At 46.4% G+C, this 18,145-nt stretch carries 23 protein-coding genes; 17 read left to right on the top strand and 6 right to left on the bottom strand.

The window, feature by feature from the left end; genetic code table 11:
• Nucleotides 1–3: 3 nt before the first annotated feature.
• From rplF to rplQ, 12 genes are all read left to right on the top strand, one after another.
• On the top strand, nt 4–537 hold the full coding sequence (gene rplF / locus GXP65_RS14535; protein WP_005528537.1) for a 50S ribosomal protein L6: 534 nt from the start codon (nt 4–6) through the stop codon (nt 535–537).
• 9 nt (nt 538–546) lie between these two features.
• Nucleotides 547–900, top strand: a complete 354-nt coding sequence (rplR, locus tag GXP65_RS14530) for a 50S ribosomal protein L18 (protein WP_005435088.1) — start codon at nt 547–549, stop codon at nt 898–900.
• Between the two features lie 14 nt (nt 901–914).
• Nucleotides 915–1,418 (top strand): 30S ribosomal protein S5, encoded by a 504-nt coding sequence (rpsE, locus tag GXP65_RS14525; protein ID WP_005435090.1) that lies wholly within the window; start codon nt 915–917, stop codon nt 1,416–1,418.
• A gap of 7 nt (nt 1,419–1,425) precedes the next feature.
• Nucleotides 1,426–1,602, top strand: a complete 177-nt coding sequence (gene rpmD / locus GXP65_RS14520; RefSeq protein WP_000201159.1) for a 50S ribosomal protein L30 — start codon at nt 1,426–1,428, stop codon at nt 1,600–1,602.
• 5 nt (nt 1,603–1,607) lie between these two features.
• Nucleotides 1,608–2,042 (top strand): 50S ribosomal protein L15, encoded by a 435-nt coding sequence (gene rplO, locus GXP65_RS14515; protein ID WP_005528539.1) that lies wholly within the window; start codon nt 1,608–1,610, stop codon nt 2,040–2,042.
• A 20-nt stretch (nt 2,043–2,062) separates the two neighbouring features.
• Nucleotides 2,063–3,397, top strand: a complete 1,335-nt coding sequence (gene secY / locus GXP65_RS14510; RefSeq protein WP_005435093.1) for a preprotein translocase subunit SecY — start codon at nt 2,063–2,065, stop codon at nt 3,395–3,397.
• 38 nt (nt 3,398–3,435) lie between these two features.
• Nucleotides 3,436–3,549 carry a 50S ribosomal protein L36 gene (gene rpmJ, locus GXP65_RS14505; RefSeq protein ID WP_000868186.1) on the top strand — a complete coding sequence of 38 codons (114 nt, stop codon included), beginning with the start codon at nt 3,436–3,438 and terminating at the stop codon, nt 3,547–3,549.
• A 149-nt stretch (nt 3,550–3,698) separates the two neighbouring features.
• Nucleotides 3,699–4,055, top strand: coding sequence for a 30S ribosomal protein S13 (gene rpsM, locus GXP65_RS14500; protein WP_005450559.1), 357 nt, complete (start codon nt 3,699–3,701; stop codon nt 4,053–4,055).
• Nucleotides 4,056–4,073: 18 nt separating this feature from the next.
• Nucleotides 4,074–4,463 carry a 30S ribosomal protein S11 gene (gene rpsK / locus GXP65_RS14495; protein ID WP_001118870.1) on the top strand — a complete coding sequence of 130 codons (390 nt, stop codon included), beginning with the start codon at nt 4,074–4,076 and terminating at the stop codon, nt 4,461–4,463.
• 27 nt (nt 4,464–4,490) lie between these two features.
• Nucleotides 4,491–5,111 (top strand): 30S ribosomal protein S4, encoded by a 621-nt coding sequence (gene rpsD, locus GXP65_RS14490; protein WP_005383146.1) that lies wholly within the window; start codon nt 4,491–4,493, stop codon nt 5,109–5,111.
• A 24-nt stretch (nt 5,112–5,135) separates the two neighbouring features.
• Nucleotides 5,136–6,128, top strand: coding sequence for a DNA-directed RNA polymerase subunit alpha (rpoA, locus tag GXP65_RS14485; protein WP_005383143.1), 993 nt, complete (start codon nt 5,136–5,138; stop codon nt 6,126–6,128).
• Nucleotides 6,129–6,154: 26 nt separating this feature from the next.
• Complete coding sequence (rplQ, locus tag GXP65_RS14480) at nt 6,155–6,535, top strand: 50S ribosomal protein L17 (RefSeq protein WP_005383141.1); 381 nt, start codon at nt 6,155–6,157, stop codon at nt 6,533–6,535.
• Nucleotides 6,536–6,692: 157 nt separating this feature from the next.
• Here rplQ and GXP65_RS14475 read toward each other — a convergent pair whose 3' ends face one another.
• Together GXP65_RS14475 and GXP65_RS14470 are read right to left on the bottom strand one after the other, a co-directional pair.
• Nucleotides 6,693–7,172, bottom strand: a complete 480-nt coding sequence (locus GXP65_RS14475) for a DUF2780 domain-containing protein (RefSeq protein WP_045370153.1) — start codon at nt 7,170–7,172, stop codon at nt 6,693–6,695.
• 151 nt (nt 7,173–7,323) lie between these two features.
• The gene (locus GXP65_RS14470; protein ID WP_005437303.1) at nt 7,324–7,944 is read right to left on the bottom strand and encodes an FKBP-type peptidyl-prolyl cis-trans isomerase; all 621 of its coding nucleotides are present in this window, start codon (nt 7,942–7,944) and stop codon (nt 7,324–7,326) included.
• Nucleotides 7,945–8,175: 231 nt separating this feature from the next.
• On the opposite strand from GXP65_RS14470, the gene GXP65_RS14465 reads away from it, so the two are divergent.
• Complete coding sequence (locus tag GXP65_RS14465) at nt 8,176–8,772, top strand: LysM-like peptidoglycan-binding domain-containing protein (RefSeq protein ID WP_138940803.1); 597 nt, start codon at nt 8,176–8,178, stop codon at nt 8,770–8,772.
• Between the two features lie 82 nt (nt 8,773–8,854).
• Here the strand turns inward: GXP65_RS14465 and GXP65_RS14460 are convergent, their stop codons facing one another.
• On the bottom strand, nt 8,855–9,709 hold the full coding sequence (locus GXP65_RS14460) for a DMT family transporter (protein WP_162093127.1): 855 nt from the start codon (nt 9,707–9,709) through the stop codon (nt 8,855–8,857).
• The gene (locus GXP65_RS14455; RefSeq protein ID WP_005528546.1) at nt 9,710–10,162 is read right to left on the bottom strand and encodes a GNAT family N-acetyltransferase; all 453 of its coding nucleotides are present in this window, start codon (nt 10,160–10,162) and stop codon (nt 9,710–9,712) included.
• A 146-nt stretch (nt 10,163–10,308) separates the two neighbouring features.
• On the opposite strand from GXP65_RS14455, the gene dbpA reads away from it, so the two are divergent.
• A complete protein-coding gene (dbpA, locus tag GXP65_RS14450; protein ID WP_038890894.1) occupies nt 10,309–11,688 on the top strand; it encodes an ATP-dependent RNA helicase DbpA in 1,380 nt (459 codons plus the stop codon).
• A gap of 67 nt (nt 11,689–11,755) precedes the next feature.
• Here the strand turns inward: dbpA and GXP65_RS14445 are convergent, their stop codons facing one another.
• Entirely contained in the window at nt 11,756–12,328 is a 573-nt protein-coding gene (locus GXP65_RS14445; protein ID WP_162093126.1) for a Crp/Fnr family transcriptional regulator, read from the bottom strand.
• A gap of 97 nt (nt 12,329–12,425) precedes the next feature.
• Nucleotides 12,426–14,387, bottom strand: coding sequence for a 2',3'-cyclic-nucleotide 2'-phosphodiesterase (gene cpdB, locus GXP65_RS14440; protein ID WP_162093125.1), 1,962 nt, complete (start codon nt 14,385–14,387; stop codon nt 12,426–12,428).
• A 275-nt stretch (nt 14,388–14,662) separates the two neighbouring features.
• Here cpdB and cobA point away from each other — a divergent pair, with 275 nt between their 5' ends.
• From cobA to cysN, 3 genes are read left to right on the top strand one after another with little or no spacing between them, the layout of a single operon-like run.
• A complete protein-coding gene (gene cobA, locus GXP65_RS14435) occupies nt 14,663–15,538 on the top strand; it encodes a uroporphyrinogen-III C-methyltransferase (protein WP_162860262.1) in 876 nt (291 codons plus the stop codon).
• Between the two features lie 58 nt (nt 15,539–15,596).
• Entirely contained in the window at nt 15,597–16,505 is a 909-nt protein-coding gene (gene cysD / locus GXP65_RS14430) for a sulfate adenylyltransferase subunit CysD (RefSeq protein WP_162093123.1), read from the top strand.
• 18 nt (nt 16,506–16,523) lie between these two features.
• Nucleotides 16,524–17,954, top strand: a complete 1,431-nt coding sequence (cysN, locus tag GXP65_RS14425) for a sulfate adenylyltransferase subunit CysN (protein ID WP_005528550.1) — start codon at nt 16,524–16,526, stop codon at nt 17,952–17,954.
• Nucleotides 17,955–18,145 lie beyond the last annotated feature (191 nt).

Raw genomic sequence — 18,145 nt, 5'->3', positions numbered from 1 at the left:
ACTATGTCTCGTGTTGCAAAAGCACCTGTCGCTATTCCAGCTGGCGTAGAGGTGAAACTAAACGGCCAAGAAATCACTGTAAAAGGTGCTAAAGGCGAACTGACTCGCGTTCTAAACAACGCTGTAGTTATCGCTCAGGAAGAAAACAACCTAACTTTCGGTCCGAAAGAAGGTGCTGCTAACGCATGGGCACAAGCTGGTACAGCTCGCGCTCTAGTTAACAACATGGTTGTTGGTGTTACTGAAGGCTTTACTAAGAAGCTAACTCTTAAAGGTGTTGGTTACCGTGCTGCTATCAAAGGCAACGCTGTAGGTCTAACACTAGGCTTCTCTCACCCAGTTGAGCACGAGTTGCCAGCGGGTATTAAAGCTGAATGTCCAAGCCAAACTGAAATCATCATCACTGGTTGTGATAAGCAACTAGTTGGTCAAGTTGCGGCTGACATTCGTTCTTACCGTCAACCTGAGCCTTACAAAGGCAAAGGTGTTCGTTACGCAGATGAAAATGTGCGTACTAAAGAAGCTAAGAAGAAGTAAGGTAACACTATGGATAAGAAAGCATCTCGCATCCGTCGTGCTACACGCGCACGTCGTAAGATTGCAGAACTGGGTGCGACTCGCCTAGTTGTACACCGTACTCCTCGTCACGTGTACGCACAGGTTATCGCGGCTAATGGCTCTGAGGTTATCGCAGCAGCTTCTACTGTAGAAAAAGCGATCCGTGAGCAAGTGAAATACACTGGTAACGTTGATGCAGCTAAAGCAGTAGGTAAAGCTGTTGCAGAGCGCGCTCTTGAAAAAGGCGTAACTGCAGTTGCATTTGATCGTTCTGGTTTCCAATACCACGGTCGAGTAGCGGCGCTAGCAGAATCTGCTCGCGAAGCTGGTCTGAAATTCTAAGGTAGGGTTGGAAGATGGCTAAAGAACAACAAGTTCAAGCGAATGATTTGCAAGAAAAGCTAATCGCAGTTAACCGCGTTTCTAAAACGGTTAAAGGCGGTCGAATCATGAGCTTCACTGCACTAACAGTAGTTGGTGACGGTAACGGTCGTGTAGGTTTCGGTTACGGCAAAGCTCGTGAAGTACCTGCAGCGATTCAAAAAGCAATGGAAAAAGCGCGTCGTAACATGACTACTATCGCGCTAAACGAAGGCACTCTTCACCACCCAGTGAAAGGTCGCCATTCGGGCTCTAAAGTTTACATGCAGCCTGCTGCAGAAGGTACTGGTGTTATCGCAGGTGGTGCGATGCGTGCAGTACTAGAAGTTGCTGGCGTACACAACGTACTATCTAAAGCATACGGTTCTACGAACCCTATCAACATCGTTCGTGCAACGATCGATGCACTAGGTAGCATGAAGTCGCCAGAAATGGTTGCTGCTAAACGTGGTCTAACTGTTGAAGCTATTTCGGAGTAAGAACACCATGGCAACTATTAAAGTAACTCAAACTAAAAGCTCAATTGGCCGCCTACCAAAGCACAAAGCTACTTTGCGTGGTCTAGGTCTTCGTAAAATCAACCACACAGTAGAACTTGAAGATACTCCGTGCGTACGCGGTATGATCAACAAGGTTTACTACATGGTTAAAGTTGAGGAGTAATCAGAATGCGTTTGAATACTCTTGCACCGGCTGCTGGCTCTAAGCATGCTCCTAAGCGTGTAGGTCGCGGTATCGGTTCTGGCCTAGGTAAAACTGGTGGCCGTGGTCACAAAGGTCAAAAATCACGTTCTGGCGGTAAAGTTCGTCCAGGTTTCGAAGGCGGTCAGATGCCTCTGAAACAACGTCTACCAAAATTCGGTTTCACTTCTCGTAAGAGCCTAGTGTCTGCTGAAGTTCGTCTAGGTGAACTAGCGAAAGTTTCTGGTGACGTGGTAGATCTAAACAGCCTTAAAGCTGCTAACATCATCACTAAGAACATCGAATTCGTTAAAGTTGTTCTTTCTGGTGAAATCAACAAAGCAGTGACTGTTAAAGGTCTACGTGTGACTAAAGGCGCTAAAGCTGCAATCGAAGCTGCAGGCGGTAAAATCGAGGAATAATCTCGAGGAACGAGGTACAGATGGCTAAGAAACCAGGACAAGATTTTCGTAGTGCTCAGAGCGGCTTAAGTGAACTAAAGTCGCGCTTGTTATTCGTAATTGGTGCACTTTTAGTATTCCGAGCCGGCTCTTTTGTGCCGATTCCTGGTATTGACGCTGCTGTACTTGCCGATTTGTTCGAACAGCAAAAAGGTACCATCGTTGAAATGTTTAACATGTTCTCCGGTGGTGCTCTTGAGCGTGCATCTATACTAGCGTTGGGCATCATGCCGTATATTTCGGCATCTATTGTTGTCCAACTGCTAACTGTAGTTCATCCAGCGTTAGCGGAACTCAAAAAAGAGGGTGAAGCAGGCCGTCGTAAGATCAGCCAATACACACGCTACGGCACGCTTGTACTTGCAACATTCCAAGCTATTGGTATTGCAACTGGCTTACCAAACATGGTCGACAATCTGGTTGTTATGAACCAAACCATGTTTACGCTAATTGCTACCGTAAGTTTAGTAACCGGTACCATGTTCCTAATGTGGTTAGGTGAACAAATTACAGAGCGAGGAATCGGTAATGGTATTTCCATTCTGATTTTTGCAGGTATTGTTGCTGGATTGCCTTCTGCAATCGGTCAAACAATCGAGCAAGCGCGTCAAGGTGAATTGCATGTACTTCTTCTGCTGCTAATCGCGGTATTAGCTTTTGCAGTAATTTACTTCGTTGTTTTCATGGAACGTGGTCAACGCCGAATCGTCGTTAACTACGCTAAGCGTCAACAAGGTCGTAAAGTATTTGCTGCGCAAAGCTCGCATCTGCCACTTAAAATTAATATGGCAGGTGTTATTCCAGCGATTTTTGCATCAAGTATTATCCTGTTCCCAGGAACACTGGCTCAGTGGTTTGGTCAGAACGGTGAGAGCAGCGCGTTCGGTTGGTTAACTGACGTGTCTTTGGCTCTTAGCCCAGGTCAACCGCTGTATGTAATGCTTTATGCAGCAGCGATTATTTTCTTCTGTTTCTTCTACACGGCGTTGGTTTTCAACCCGCGTGAAACAGCAGATAACTTGAAGAAGTCCGGTGCATTCGTACCCGGTATCCGCCCAGGTGAGCAGACAGCTAAGTACATTGATAAAGTGATGACACGTTTAACCCTAGCAGGTGCACTGTACATTACCTTTATCTGTCTGATTCCCGAGTTCATGATGGTCGCGTGGAACGTACGTTTCTACTTCGGCGGTACATCTCTACTAATCGTAGTAGTTGTTATCATGGACTTTATGGCACAGGTACAGACTCATCTGATGTCTCAACAGTATGATTCTGTGTTGAAGAAAGCGAATCTGAAAGGCTACGGTCGTTAATTCGACGGTAGACTCAGTTTCAATTACGGAGTTTAGCAATGAAAGTTCGTGCTTCCGTTAAAAAAATCTGCCGTAACTGTAAAGTAATCAAGCGCAACGGTGTTGTTCGCGTGATTTGCAGTGAGCCAAAGCACAAACAGCGCCAAGGCTAATTAGCAGAAATTTTTACTTGAAAACGAAGGTTAGGTCGAGTATATTCCTCGGCCTACCTTTTGCGTGCAAAAGAAGTAGTATCCCGCAGCGTATCCATAACGGGCTTTGCTGCGGCTAATTCTTTTATAGAAACACTTAGGAGTGAATAATGGCCCGTATAGCAGGCATTAACATTCCTGATCAAAAACACGCTGTAATCGCTCTAACGGCGATTTACGGCATCGGTAAAACTCGCTCTCAAGCTATCCTAGCTGAAGTGGGTATTGCTGAAGATGTTAAGATCAGTGAACTAACTGAAGAGCAGATCGATCAACTGCGTGATGGTGTAGCTAAGTACACTGTAGAAGGTGATCTACGTCGTGAAGTATCTATGAACATCAAGCGTCTTATGGACCTTGGCTGTTACCGTGGTCTTCGTCATCGTCGCAGTCTACCACTACGTGGACAGCGTACTAAAACCAATGCTCGCACCCGTAAGGGTCCGCGTAAGCCGATCAAGAAATAATCGGGAAGGTAGAGTACAATGGCTAAACAACCAACTCGCGCTCGTAAGCGCGTACGCAAGCAAGTTGCAGATGGCGTTGCGCACATCCATGCTTCTTTCAATAACACAATCGTAACCATTACTGACCGTCAAGGTAATGCTCTAGCTTGGGCTACTGCAGGTGGTTCTGGTTTCCGTGGTTCTCGTAAGTCTACTCCGTTCGCTGCACAGGTTGCTGCTGAGCGTTGTGCTGAAATGGCTAAAGAATACGGTCTAAAGAACTTGGAAGTTATGGTTAAGGGTCCAGGTCCAGGTCGTGAATCTACTGTTCGCGCTCTGAACGCTGCTGGTTTCCGCATCACAAACATCGTTGATGCTACACCAATCCCTCATAACGGTTGTCGTCCACCTAAGAAACGTCGCGTATAACGTTTTTTAGATTACTGGAGAAAGATCATGGCAAGATATTTGGGTCCTAAGCTGAAGCTTAGCCGTCGTGAAGGCACTGACTTATTCCTTAAGTCTGGTGTTCGCGCGATCGATACCAAGTGTAAAATTGATAACGCACCAGGTGTACACGGCGCTCGTCGCGGTCGTCTATCTGAGTATGGCGTTCAGCTTCGTGAGAAGCAAAAAGTTCGTCGTATGTACGGCGTTCTAGAAAAACAATTCCGTAACTACTACAAAGAAGCTGCACGTCTTAAAGGCAACACAGGTGAGAACCTGCTTCAGCTTCTTGAAGGTCGTCTTGATAACGTAGTTTACCGCATGGGCTTTGGCGCAACTCGCGCAGAAGCACGTCAGCTAGTTAGCCACAAAGCTATCCTAGTTAACGGTAAAGTTGTAAACGTTCCTTCTTTCAAAGTAGCGGCTAATGACGTTGTTTCTATCCGCGAGAAAGCTAAACAGCAAGCTCGTATCAAAGCAGCTCTAGAAGTTGCTGAACAACGTGAAAAACCAACTTGGATTGAAGTAGATGGTGGCAAGATGGAAGGTACATTCAAGCGTATGCCTGAGCGTTCTGATCTATCAGCTGACATCAACGAACAATTGATCGTCGAGCTTTACTCTAAGTAAGGTTTAAACTAAAGAGAGGACACAATGCAGGGTTCTGTAACAGAATTTCTTAAGCCACGTCTAGTTGACATCGAACAAATCAGCTCGACTCACGCAAAAGTAACTCTTGAGCCATTAGAGCGTGGCTTTGGTCATACTCTGGGTAATGCACTTCGCCGTATTCTTCTATCTTCTATGCCAGGTTGTGCTGTAACAGAAGTAGAAATCGAAGGCGTACTTCATGAGTACAGCACTAAAGAAGGCGTTCAAGAAGATATTCTTGAAATTCTTCTAAACCTTAAAGGTTTGGCTGTACGCGTTGCCGAAGGCAAAGATGAAGTGTTCATTACTTTGAACAAATCAGGCTCGGGCCCTGTGGTTGCAGGTGACATCACCCATGACGGTGATGTAGAGATCGCTAACCCTGAACACGTTATTTGTCACCTAACGGATGACAACGCTGAGATCGCAATGCGTATCAAAGTAGAACGTGGTCGTGGTTATGTTCCAGCTTCTGCGCGTATCCATAACGAAGAAGATGAGCGTCCAATCGGTCGCCTACTAGTAGATGCTACTTACAGCCCTGTAGACAAAATTGCCTACGCTGTAGAAGCAGCTCGTGTAGAGCAGCGTACTGATCTAGACAAGCTTGTTATCGATATGGAAACGAACGGTACTCTAGAACCTGAGGAAGCAATCCGTCGTGCAGCTACTATCCTAGCTGAACAATTGGATGCGTTCGTAGATCTTCGTGATGTACGTGTACCTGAGGAGAAGGAAGAGAAGCCAGAATTCGATCCGATCCTACTGCGTCCTGTAGACGATCTTGAACTAACAGTTCGCTCTGCTAACTGTCTGAAAGCAGAAGCGATTCACTACATCGGTGATCTAGTACAACGTACTGAGGTTGAGCTACTTAAAACGCCTAACCTTGGTAAAAAATCTCTTACTGAGATTAAAGACGTACTTGCGTCACGTGGTCTGTCTCTGGGCATGCGCCTAGAAAACTGGCCACCTGCATCAATCGCTGAAGATTAATCGATACTAGTTAGAAGGATTAGGTCATGCGCCATCGTAAGAGTGGTCGTCAACTCAACCGCAACAGCTCACATCGTAAAGCGATGTTCAGCAACATGGCTAGCTCTCTAGTACGTCATGAAGTTATCAAGACTACTTTGCCAAAAGCAAAAGAGCTACGTCGCGTAGTTGAGCCTTTGATTACACTAGCTAAGACTGACAGTGTTGCTAACCGTCGTCTAGCATTTGCACGTACTCGTGACAACGAAGTAGTTGCAAAACTGTTTAACGAACTAGGTCCACGTTTTGCTGCTCGTCAGGGCGGTTACACTCGTATCCTAAAAGCTGGCTTCCGTGCTGGTGATAAAGCTCCAATGGCTTACATTGAGCTTGTAGATCGCCCAGCTGCTGAAGAAGCTGCTGAGTAATCTCAGTTCGTAAGAACAAAAAAAGCCGAGCATTAGCTCGGCTTTTTTGTATCTGTCGTATTTGAAAGCGAAACAAATTGAGTTTTCCGCCTCCCCTCTCAACGCTAATCTTCGATAATCGAATCTTTCATCTTAATTTATGTTTAGGAGAAACTTCTTAGTTGTCTGAACCCCATAAGCCGCTTAGCGAATTCAACAAACCTTCACTTGCTCCTTGGTCACCTAGATAGCCAAGTATCACTGGTGCAAACTGACTGATCATCGATGGGTCTAAGCCCAGCTTATCGAACGTGCTTTGTACTGCACTTAAACTTTCAATATTACCTAATAAGCTTTGCGCACCATCCAAACTCGACATTCCTGGGATCAGAGATTTTAGTTCACTGCTGTTTTGATCTGACAGTTGGCTTTGTGCCAACGCTAAAAGGGCACCCGTACCGCCGGCTGCTTGTTCGGTCGAAACCGGAAGCTGGCTAGTGAGTAAGTCGGTGAGCGGTGATGATTCCGCATTCATGCCTTGGCTGACCATGTCCATTAAACCTTCTTGGCTTTCTTTATCGGTGACAGCATCAAGAAAAGCGTGGGCTGTGCCAATGCTCATTGAAAGCAGTGTTAAGGTGAGGAGTGTTTTACGCATAATACCTCCGTGTGGCTTGCGATTATTATTGTTTATTCACTACTTAAGATAACAGAGACATTAAGGTTGTTGAGCTTAAGTCTGTTTATTTTAGACAAAAAAAGCGGCGCTAGTGAGCGCCGCTTCGAATTTGTATTGAGGAGAATCTCAATTACAGGATGTCTAGTAGTTCTACTTCGAATACTAGAGCAGCAAATGGAGGGATAGCAGCACCTGCGCCACGCTCACCGTATGCTAGATCTTGTGGGATGTATAGTTTCCACTTAGAACCAACAGGCATTAGTTGAAGTGCTTCAACCCAACCTTTGATTACGCCAGTTACTGGGAACTCAGCTGGTTGACCGCGAGATACAGAGCTGTCGAATACAGTGCCGTCAGTTAGCTCACCGTGGTAGTGAACACGTACTTGAGATGCTGCTGTTGGGATTTCACCAGTACCTTCAGTGATGATTTCGTACTGAAGACCAGACTCAAGAACGTTTACTTCTGGACGTAGAGCGTTGTCTTTTAGGAACGCTTCGCCGTCAGCTGCTGCTGCTTTAGCTGCTTCTTGACGAACTGCTTCTGCACGAGTGTGTAGCTCTTGCAGTGCGTTGTTGATCTCGTCGATTTCGATAGATGGCATGTCACCAGTTAGTGCAGTTGCAATACCAGCAGCGATAGCGTCAACGCTAAGACCTTCTAGACCAGAACCAGCTAGTTGCTGACCCATTTGCAGACCAATACCGTAGCTAGCTTTCTGTTCTGCAGTTTCAAATTTAATTTCAGACATGAATGTCGCTCTTATTAGGAGTGATAAAGGCACAGGATATCAGGTTCGAGCCTCGGTTTAAATGATTGCGCTCGAATGTCGCATTCTGGAGCAGAGGGTGTGACTTATCTCTTACTCCAAGTGAAATTTCTGCTAATTTACGCCAAATTACATTTTACTTTGGCGAAAAACATATACTCTCCGCGCTGGTATTTTTATACTGAGATTAGAAGTATTAAGGGACTCATCAGAATGAATCGTCGCAGAAAGAAAAAGCAGCAAGTCGACCATGTCGAATTGATGAAACAAAAGCTCGCTGCTATCGATTGGAAGCAGCCGTTTAACAAAGAGAAGTGGCAGGAGAGATTACAGCCAGTCACTCAGTTTTGGCAACGCCTTCCAAAACTACATCAGCGTGCACTAATGGTATTGGTGCCTGTGGTGTTGGTGCTTCTGATCATCCCAGTGCCAAAAGATACTGAAACACTTATTGATGACACTCAAGTCGAGAATCAACGTGTTGCCATTCAGTTGAATGCGCAAAGTTTAAGTGAGCAGCGTTCAGCGCAAAACTCAGAGCCAAAATCTGAGCAATGGAAAGAGTACACGGTAAAGAACGGTGATACGTTGGCTCAAGTATTCCGTAGTAACCAACTGCCGATGGCGGACTTGAATGCCTTAGTTAAAATTGAAGGCAGCGACAAGCCACTAAGCCGAATCAAGCAGGGGCAATTGGTTCGCTTTAAGCTCGCTGACGATGGCAAATTAGATATGCTTCAGCTTGAGAAAAGTGGCGAGTCGGTGATGTTCTTCCGCTTATCTGATGGCACATTCGGGCGTAATAAATAACGTTCATTAACAAGCATTCTAAAGGCGCGATGATTCGCGCCTTTTTTATGTCGTTCCGTTTGCTTGTGGTGGTATCCCAATCTTATGCCTCTCGATTGGTGAGTCGTCTTCTTTTATTCCATGGTAAGAGCGGCAACACAATCATTAGGATCCCTACCGCTGTCAGCCAGTCAGGGATCTCGTCAAACCACCATATCCCAAAGAGCGTAACAAATACTAAGCCAGAGTATTCGGCGAGTGCTATCTCTCCGGCTGGCGCTTTCTGATACGCTAGTACAGCCAAACCGTTATAACTCAAGATACAAACCGCACTCACGATGACCAAGACCAACTCCTGTCCCGTCATAGGTTGCCAGTAAAACCCAGCCAGTACTGCAGAGATAGGTAACGAGAATAGAGTGGTCCACCAAAGTGTGGTGACGACAGACTGTTCACTGGGTAGCTTTCTTACCAATATATTAAACATTGCCAGTGTGGTCGCCGTGCCGAGTGCAAACAATGCAGCCCAATGAAAATGATCCGGTCTGAGTACCACTAGGACACCAAGGAACCCGAAGCAAGTGAGCAAGATTTTACTTAGTGGAGGACGCTCTTTGAGGAACAATATCGACAGCGGCAACATTAAAATCGGCGCTGCGTAAAAAACCGCGTTGGCAGTTGCCAGAGGGAGGTGAGTAACCGCAACCATCATACATCCGCTACCAATTAATATTAGATGCGCTCGCAACAAGGTAATAGGTGCTTGCTTTAGGGTACGTTTATCAGGTTGTTGTCTGAGATAGAAAGGTAGGATGAGCAGCAGTGACGCCAACTGGCGCACAAACATATATTGGAACGGGCTAATGCCGCCTTCAATCAGTTTGACGGCGACATCGGAGAGTGACGCCGCCAAGTTGCCTATAACCAGTAATAGTAACGCCAGGTGGTGGGGTGACATTTAGCTCACTCGGCGCATGTCGACATGCGGGATACCATCTTCAAGGTAGCTTTCGGAAATGACTTCAAAGCCATGACTCGCATAGAAAGCCATCAGGTGTTCTTGTGCGCCGATATCTATCGTTTTACCTGCCCAAAGCTGTTGGCAATGTTGTAGGGCTTGCTCAAGCAGTTCATGTCCAAGACCACCACCACGAGCGCTTTGTTTGGTTACCACACGGCCGATACTGACATTGTCGTAAGTGGTGCCAGCAGGCAATAGACGAGCGCAGGCAACCAGTTCATTGTCTTTGTAGCCCAATAGGTGAAAAACCCCTTCCAGTGTATCTTTGCCGTCCAGTTCTGGATAAGGACAGGTTTGCTCTACCACAAAGACATCAACGCGCAGGCGCAGCATCTCGTAGAGTTGTGTCGTTGTCAGTTGAGAGAAAGGTAGGGCAGTCCAGTTGATCATTTCCAATATCCATTAATGAGCGAATGCAGCTGACTTTACGTCGTTTTCTGCTATTACTCATTAACAATGGTTAATTTTCACTGGTCTTCGTGACAAATCTGGCGATAATGTGCCCTCTTTTTCATCCCACCTGAGGATATTTCCCTGTGAGCAAACAAACTTTTGACCAAGTAGGGCTTAATCCAGCGCTACTAGAGACGCTTGAATCATTGAACTACACCCATATGACGCCAATTCAAGCGTTGAGCTTACCTGCGATTTTGAATCAGCGTGATGTGATTGGTCAGGGTAAAACAGGCTCAGGCAAAACGGCGGCATTTGGTCTGGGCGTATTGTCCAACCTAAATGTGAAGCGCTTCCGTGTACAATCTTTGGTGTTGTGCCCAACGCGTGAACTGGCTGATCAGGTGGCGAAAGAGATCCGTACGTTAGGTCGTGGTATTCACAACATTAAAGTACTGACATTGTGTGGCGGCATGCCAATGGGACCGCAAATCGGTTCATTAGAGCATGGCGCGCATATTCTGGTAGGTACGCCAGGTCGTATCCTTGATCACCTAGAGAAAGGTCGCATTAACCTAGAAGAGCTAAACACGCTGGTTCTAGATGAAGCAGATCGCATGCTGGAAATGGGCTTCCAAGACGCACTCGATGCGATCATTGATGCTGCGCCTAAACAACGTCAAACACTGCTATTCAGTGCGACTTTCCCTGAGAAGATCGAACAGATTGCTCAGCGTATTATGCAATCGCCAGAGATGATCAAAGTAGAATCGACACACGATACGTCGAGCATCGCACAGTACTTTTACAACGTTGAAGGTTCAGAAGCTCGTGATGAAGCTCTGGCGAACCTACTACTGACGCACCAGCCAGAGTCAGCAGTAGTGTTCTGTAATACCAAGAAAGAAGTACAGAATGTGGCAGATGAACTGCATCACAAAGGCTTCAGTGTGGTGGACCTTCATGGCGATCTAGAACAACGTGAACGCGACCAAGCTCTGGTACAGTTTGCTAACAAGAGTGTGTCTATCCTTGTCGCAACAGACGTGGCGGCGCGTGGTTTGGATGTCGACAACCTTGATGCGGTATTTAACTTTGAGCTGTCTCGTGACCCAGAAGTACACGTTCACCGTATCGGCCGTACTGGTCGTGCGGGCAGCAAAGGTCTGGCGTTCAGCTTCTTTGGTGAGAAAGATGGTCTACGTGTGGCTCGTATTGAAGAGTACCTAGAGATGGATGTGGTACCAGCAACACTGCCAGCGAAATCAACTCAGCAGCCATACCAAGCGAAGATGGTGACGATTAATATCGATGGCGGTAAGAAACAGAAAGTACGTGCGGGTGACATCCTTGGCTGTTTGACCGGTAAAAATGGTATCACGGGTGCACAAGTGGGTAAGATCCAGCTAATGGCGATGCGTTCTTATGTTGCGGTAGAGAAATCTGTGGCGAAGAAAGCACTGCAAACCATCAGCAACGGTAAGATGAAAGGTCGTCAATTCCGAGCTCGTATTCTGAAGTAAGCAGAACCTCATTTAATGCAAAGGCGCTCCACATTGAGCGCCTTTGTTTTTTCCTGCCTACCTGATCTTATTCATGGCCTTTCTTTAAGCGCGATTTAATTCGGCTAAGACTGATTGCGGTAATCCCCAAGTAAGCGGCAATCTGGCTATCGGTAATACGCTGTTCTAAGTCTGGATAATGCTGACAAAACAGTTGGTAACGCTCTTCTGGTGAGTAGAGCAACATAAAGCGTTCTTTGTTTTCTTTATGCATTAATTGTGCTTCGAGCAGCTTTAAGTAGATAGGATGCTTTTCTTCACGCCATTGATGTAGCACTTCAATTGGTAAGTAAAACAGACGACAAGGCGTCAGTGTTTCCAATAAATATGGCGAAGGCTGATTCTTGATAAGCCCTTCAAAGCCAATCACCCAATCTTTTTCCCAGTAGAACTCTTTACTGAATTCCTTACCTTTGTCGGTCAGATAACTGGCGTGGCACAAGCCCTCTAACACAAAGTAGATGTGCGAGCTGAACTCACCTTGGTGATTGAGAATATGGCGCGTTGGCAGTTCAAGCTGTTGCCCATGTTCAATAAGCTGATTAGCCTCATCTTCAAGGAAGCCATGGTTGATTAAGTCTGAAAAAAGATCGCTGTGCATGTGATAACTCAGAAACGGTTTTTCTCATTCTAACGGTTTTTACTGACAACAAAAAAGCGGCTCATGAGAGCCGCTTAGAATAACTGCCAAACTTGCCTTACTTATTCAGGTCAATTTGGTAAATCGCGAAACCAACTTCGTCAGTTGCGACACGTTTCATCGGGTACTGCCCTTTCTCCTTGATGAACTGCGCAGCTTTATCACTTGGTGAGGTTTCAAAACGAACATCAAGTTTGTTATCCGATTTGATTGGTGCGAAAGACCAGTTGTTATCCGCGCTTGGTGTCACTTCGCCTTGCTCTTTACTGATGCGAGAGATGTAAGCGGCAACTACTGAACGGTTCTCATCTGGAGCATCAAACGCGATGAAGTCCGGACCAGTGCCTGGGAAGGTTGCGCTGTAAGCACGGTAGTTGTTGGTTGCGATGATGAAGTCTTGTTTTGGATCTACTGGCTTACCGTTGTAAGTCAGGTTCACGATACGCTGTGAATCTGGGTTGATCACTTTACAATCCGCATCGTACTTCGGCGGTTGAGTAACATCGATTTGGTAGTTCACACCATCCATCACATCGAAGTTGTAAGTACGGAAGTTATCCCAGTTGATCAAAGACTGAGGTTGGGTGCTGTTAACATCAATATGATTGAACTGACCTGCACTGCACTCTAGCCATTCGTGAACTTCTTTGCCTTTAACCTTCATTGCTACCAGCGTATTCGGGTATAAGTAAAGATCCGCGGCATTACGGAAAGTCAGCTGGCCGGACTCTACTTCCGTGAAGCCATTTGGATCGTCTTTACGTCCGCCCACTTTAAATGGTGCCGCTGCGCTTAGTACTGGAATGTCTGCAAGATCTGGGTCGCCTTGGATAAAGCGTTCCACGTAATCTTTCTGCGCTAGGTTTACGATTTGAATCGTTGGATCATCTTGTACAAGCGCTAGGAAGCTGTACATCACATCATTTGCTTTACCAATTGGCTGGTTGACGAATTTACGTGTGCCTTTATGGTCATCAACAAGTGCATCCACGATGCCTTTATCGGCTTCTGCCAAAGATTTCTTGTTAGCTTTATCGAAGATAGGGCGCGCTTCAGATTGACCTTCAACCACTTGCCATTTGCCGTCTTTTTCTTTCAGCATCAAGTCCATTACGCCAACGTGGCTACCCCAGCGACCTGGCATGACTGCGGTTACGCCATTAATTGTGCCTTTGGCGTTGTCGACACCTTGCAGTTTGGCAAAGTCTTTACCCGGGAATACCGCGTGAGAGTGACCAAAGGCAATCGCATCAATGCCTTCAACTTCTGTGAGGTAGTAAACCGAGTTTTCAGCGCCTAGCTTGTATGGGTCAGTCGAAATGCCTGAGTGTGGGATCGCCACAATCACGTCTGCACCTTCTTTCTTCATCTGAGGAACCAGCTTTTTCGCTGTCTCAGTGATGTCTTCAGCGAAGACTTTTCCTTCTAGATTCTTCTTATCCCATACCATGATTTGCGGTGGTACGAAGCCGATGTAACCCACTTTGATTTCGTGGCTTTGACCATCAGTGTCTTTGAACGTGTGCGTTTTAATGAGATAAGATTTGAAGTAGTGCTCACCTGTCTTCTTGTCGAAAACGTTAGCACTAACATAAGGGAAGTTTGCACCGTCGATAGAGTTTTTCAGGAACTCAAGACCGTAGTTGAATTCGTGGTTACCAATGTTACCCACATCGTAATCCAACTGGTTCATCGCTTTGTATACCGGGTGGATTTCGCCAGCGTTAATCCCTTTCGCTGCCATGTAATCGCCCATTGGGCTGCCTTGAATCAAGTCGCCATTGTCGACCAAAACACTGTTCACTGCTTCTTCACGAGCTTGCTTAACCAGTGTAGCTGCACGGCTAAGACCGATTTGCTGAGAAGGCTGATCTTTGTAGTAGTCGTAATCCATCACATTAGTGTGAATGTCGGTGGTTTCGATAATACGTAGCTTAATAGTGTCCGCTATTGCTGGACCTGCAAGCGTCAACATACCGCTTAAAACTGCGACGGATACGGGATTAACTGCCATTTTCATGAGGTGCTCCAATTAAATGGGATAGAGGGGTCGTACAGCGTAATGTAACAAATATTAGTGCAAGCTCAGGCTAAGATGCAGAAAACTGTGAACATTAGGCAATTAAATGCGGAGGAAAGTGTCAGGCTGATGCCTTTTTCACCATTTTGAATGAGACCTAACAAAAGCTTCTTAGCAGTTTTTTGAATAAAAAATGAAATTTTAGAATTTCCGGTAATATAAACCCACCGCCATAATGCCATCCATAACGATATCAATGGATGATGAGCAAGCACATGGCAGTTAACGATTCAGTAACGAATTTCCCAATCAATAAGCCTCGGCTGGTTTCGGATAACCGAGCTGCCGATCTTCCGCGTTTCAGTAAGCAATCTCTTCAGCCAGGTGAAGTTGCCCTTGTTGGTGCCGGCCCGGGTGACCCTGAGCTATTAACGCTGAAAGCACTCAACTGCCTACAACAAGCTGACGTCGTGCTTTACGACTACCTGGTGTCTGACGAGATCATGGCGCTAATTCCAAGCGAAACCATTTTGGTGTGCGTGGGTAAACGTGCTGGTCACCACAGTGTGCCGCAAGAAAAGACTAACCAATTGCTGGTGGACTTTGCTAAGCAAGGTTACAAAGTGGTGCGCATTAAAGGTGGTGATCCATTTGTGTTTGGCCGCGGTGGTGAAGAACTGGAAGTTTTGGCTGATGCTGGTGTGCGTTTTCAAGTGGTTCCAGGCATTACTGCCGCTGCGGGAGCGACCGCTTATGCCGGTATTCCGCTGACGCATCGTGATTACGCGCAGTCAGCACTGTTTGTTACGGGTCATCTGAAAGAAGAAAGTGACGACATGGATTGGTCGACATTAGCGCGCGGGAATCAAACTTTAGTGATCTACATGGGGCTGATGAAATCACACTATATTCAGAATCAGCTCATCAAACATGGTAGGGCAGCCTCAACCCCTATCGCCATCATCGAGCGCGGTACGCAAATCCAGCAAAAAGTTTTCACCGGAGAACTTTCTCAACTATCTGAATTATCTAAAGAAGCTCAAGCTCCGTCTTTGATTGTTGTCGGCGAAGTTGTGCGTCTGTCTCAAAAGTTGGACTGGTTTTTGTCTAGTACTGAATTCAACAAAAGTGCTATTGCCAGCTCCATATAATTTCAGACCAAAGATTAGGGACTAATGAGCCTTCAAGCTTAAAAAGGAAAGACAAAACATGGACCAACAACGTTTAACTCACCTTAAACAACTCGAAGCGGAGAGTATTCATATCATCCGCGAAGTTGCGGCTGAGTTCGATAACCCAGTCATGATGTATTCGATTGGTAAAGATTCATCAGTCATGTTGCATCTTGCGCGCAAAGCCTTCTACCCAGGCAAAATTCCATTCCCACTACTGCACGTAGATACGGATTGGAAATTCCGCGAGATGATCGAGTTTCGTGATCGTACCGCTGAGAAATACGGCTTTGAGCTTTTGGTTCATAAGAACCCAGAAGGTCTAGAAATGGGTTGTAGCCCATTTGTGCACGGCTCTTCAAAGCATACCGACATCATGAAGACTCAAGGTTTGAAGCAGGCTCTGAACAAGTACGGTTTTGATGCAGCATTCGGTGGTGCACGTCGTGATGAAGAGAAGTCACGTGCAAAAGAGCGCGTTTACTCATTCCGCGATAAGAACCATACCTGGGATCCGAAAAACCAACGTCCAGAGCTTTGGAAAACATACAACGGTCAAGTAAACAAAGGGGAGAGCATTCGTGTGTTCCCACTTTCAAACTGGACTGAGCTGGATATCTGGCAATACATCTACCTAGAAAACATCGAGATCGTGCCTCTGTACCTTGCAGACAAGCGACCGGTTGTTGAGCGTGATGGCATGCTGATCATGGTAGACGATGACCGCATGGAGCTAGAACCAGGTGAAGTGATTGAAGAGAAGAGTGTACGTTTCCGTACTTTGGGTTGTTACCCGCTGACTGGCGCGATTGAGTCTGAAGCAAACACGCTAACAGGCATCATCGAAGAAATGCTGGTGGCAACCTCAAGTGAGCGCCAAGGTCGTGCGATCGACCACGATCAGTCAGGATCGATGGAACTTAAGAAACGTCAAGGTTACTTCTAAAGGATCTAAGGAAAGATAATGAACAGTGCAGTTGAAGCTCAATTAGCCGAGCTTGGTATTGAAGGCTATTTAAAACAACACCAGTACAAGTCGTTACTTAGATTCCTGACTTGTGGCTCGGTAGATGACGGTAAAAGTACCTTAATTGGTCGCTTACTCCACGACTCAAAACAAATTTATGAAGATCAGCTAGCAGCAGTTCACTCGGATAGCCAACGCGTTGGTACCACGGGTGAAAAGCCAGATTTGGCATTGCTGGTAGATGGTCTACAAGCAGAACGTGAACAAGGCATCACCATTGATGTGGCTTACCGTTACTTCTCAACGCAGAAACGTAAGTTCATCATTGCTGACACGCCAGGACATGAGCAGTACACACGTAACATGGCAACAGGTGCATCGACCTGTGATTTGGCTGTGATTCTGGTTGATGCACGTAAAGGTGTGTTGGACCAAACGCGTCGCCACTCATTCATTTCTAACCTACTGGGTTTGAAACACTTCGTTGTTGCTATCAACAAAATGGACTTGGTGGATTACTCACAAGAACGTTTTGAAGAGATCCGCGATGAGTACCTGCAGTTCTCAGAAAACCTAGCGGGTGAGACGGATATCCAAATCATTCCGTTGTCAGCGCTAGAGGGCGACAACGTAGTAGAGAAAGGACAGAACCTAAGTTGGTTTGAAGGTCCGTCTCTGCTTGAGTTACTTGAGACTGTGGATGTTGACCACGAGAAGGGCGAAGGCGACTTCCGTTTCCCTGTTCAGTATGTAAACCGTCCTAACCTCGACTTCCGTGGGTTCGCTGGCACGATTTCATCGGGTTCGGTGAAAGTAGGTGATGCGATTAAGGCGCTGCCATCAGGCAAAACCTCAACCGTTGCACGTATTGTGACTTTTGATGGTGATGTACAGGAAGCACAAGCCGGTCTGGCTGTGACCTTGACGCTGAATGACGAAATCGACATCAGTCGTGGTGATTTGCTGGTGCTAGAAAACGCACAAGTAGAGTCAACTAACCACTTGTTGGCTGACGTTGTGTGGATGACAGAGCAACCGTTGCAACCGGGTCGTGATTACGACATTAAGATTGCTGGTAAGAAGACGGTTGGTCACGTTGAAGCGATTCGTCATCAGTACGACATCAACAATCTTTCGACTCACGGTGCAGCTGAATTGCCACTCAACGGCATTGGTTTGTGTGAGTGGTCGCTGAACGAATCTGTCGCCTTGGATAACTACCAAGATTGTGCCGATACCGGCGGCTTCATCATCATCGATCGTCTAACCAATGTAACGGTTGGTGCAGGCATGGTTAAAGAAAGCCTAGCGGCTGTTGAGCGTGGTCTTGCGGATGTTTCAGCGTTCGAACTTGAACTCAATGCTTTGGTTCGTAAGCACTTCCCGCATTGGGAAGCTAAAGACCTGAGCCAGTTATTGAAGAAGTAATTGGTTCACCTAGCCTGACTGGATCGCGAAACCCGTCAGGCTGATTTCCCCCGAATCCAGGATGCTCCGGAAGCCCAAGAAACCGAGCATTCTGGCGTTCTTTTTCGCTTGCTTTGCTTTTTTGTCTGGTTACTCGTTTGTCACTCCGTGCAGCTAAGTTTGCACGAGTCGTTGTTGTGCCCGTATCGGGT

The organism is Vibrio sp. LB10LO1 (assembly GCF_010092875.1).
In the GTDB taxonomy this organism is placed as follows: Bacteria; Pseudomonadota; Gammaproteobacteria; order Enterobacterales; family Vibrionaceae; genus Vibrio; species Vibrio campbellii.
Note: the sequence above shows the minus strand (reverse complement) of the source record. Positions and strands in the feature narration are given on the sequence as shown.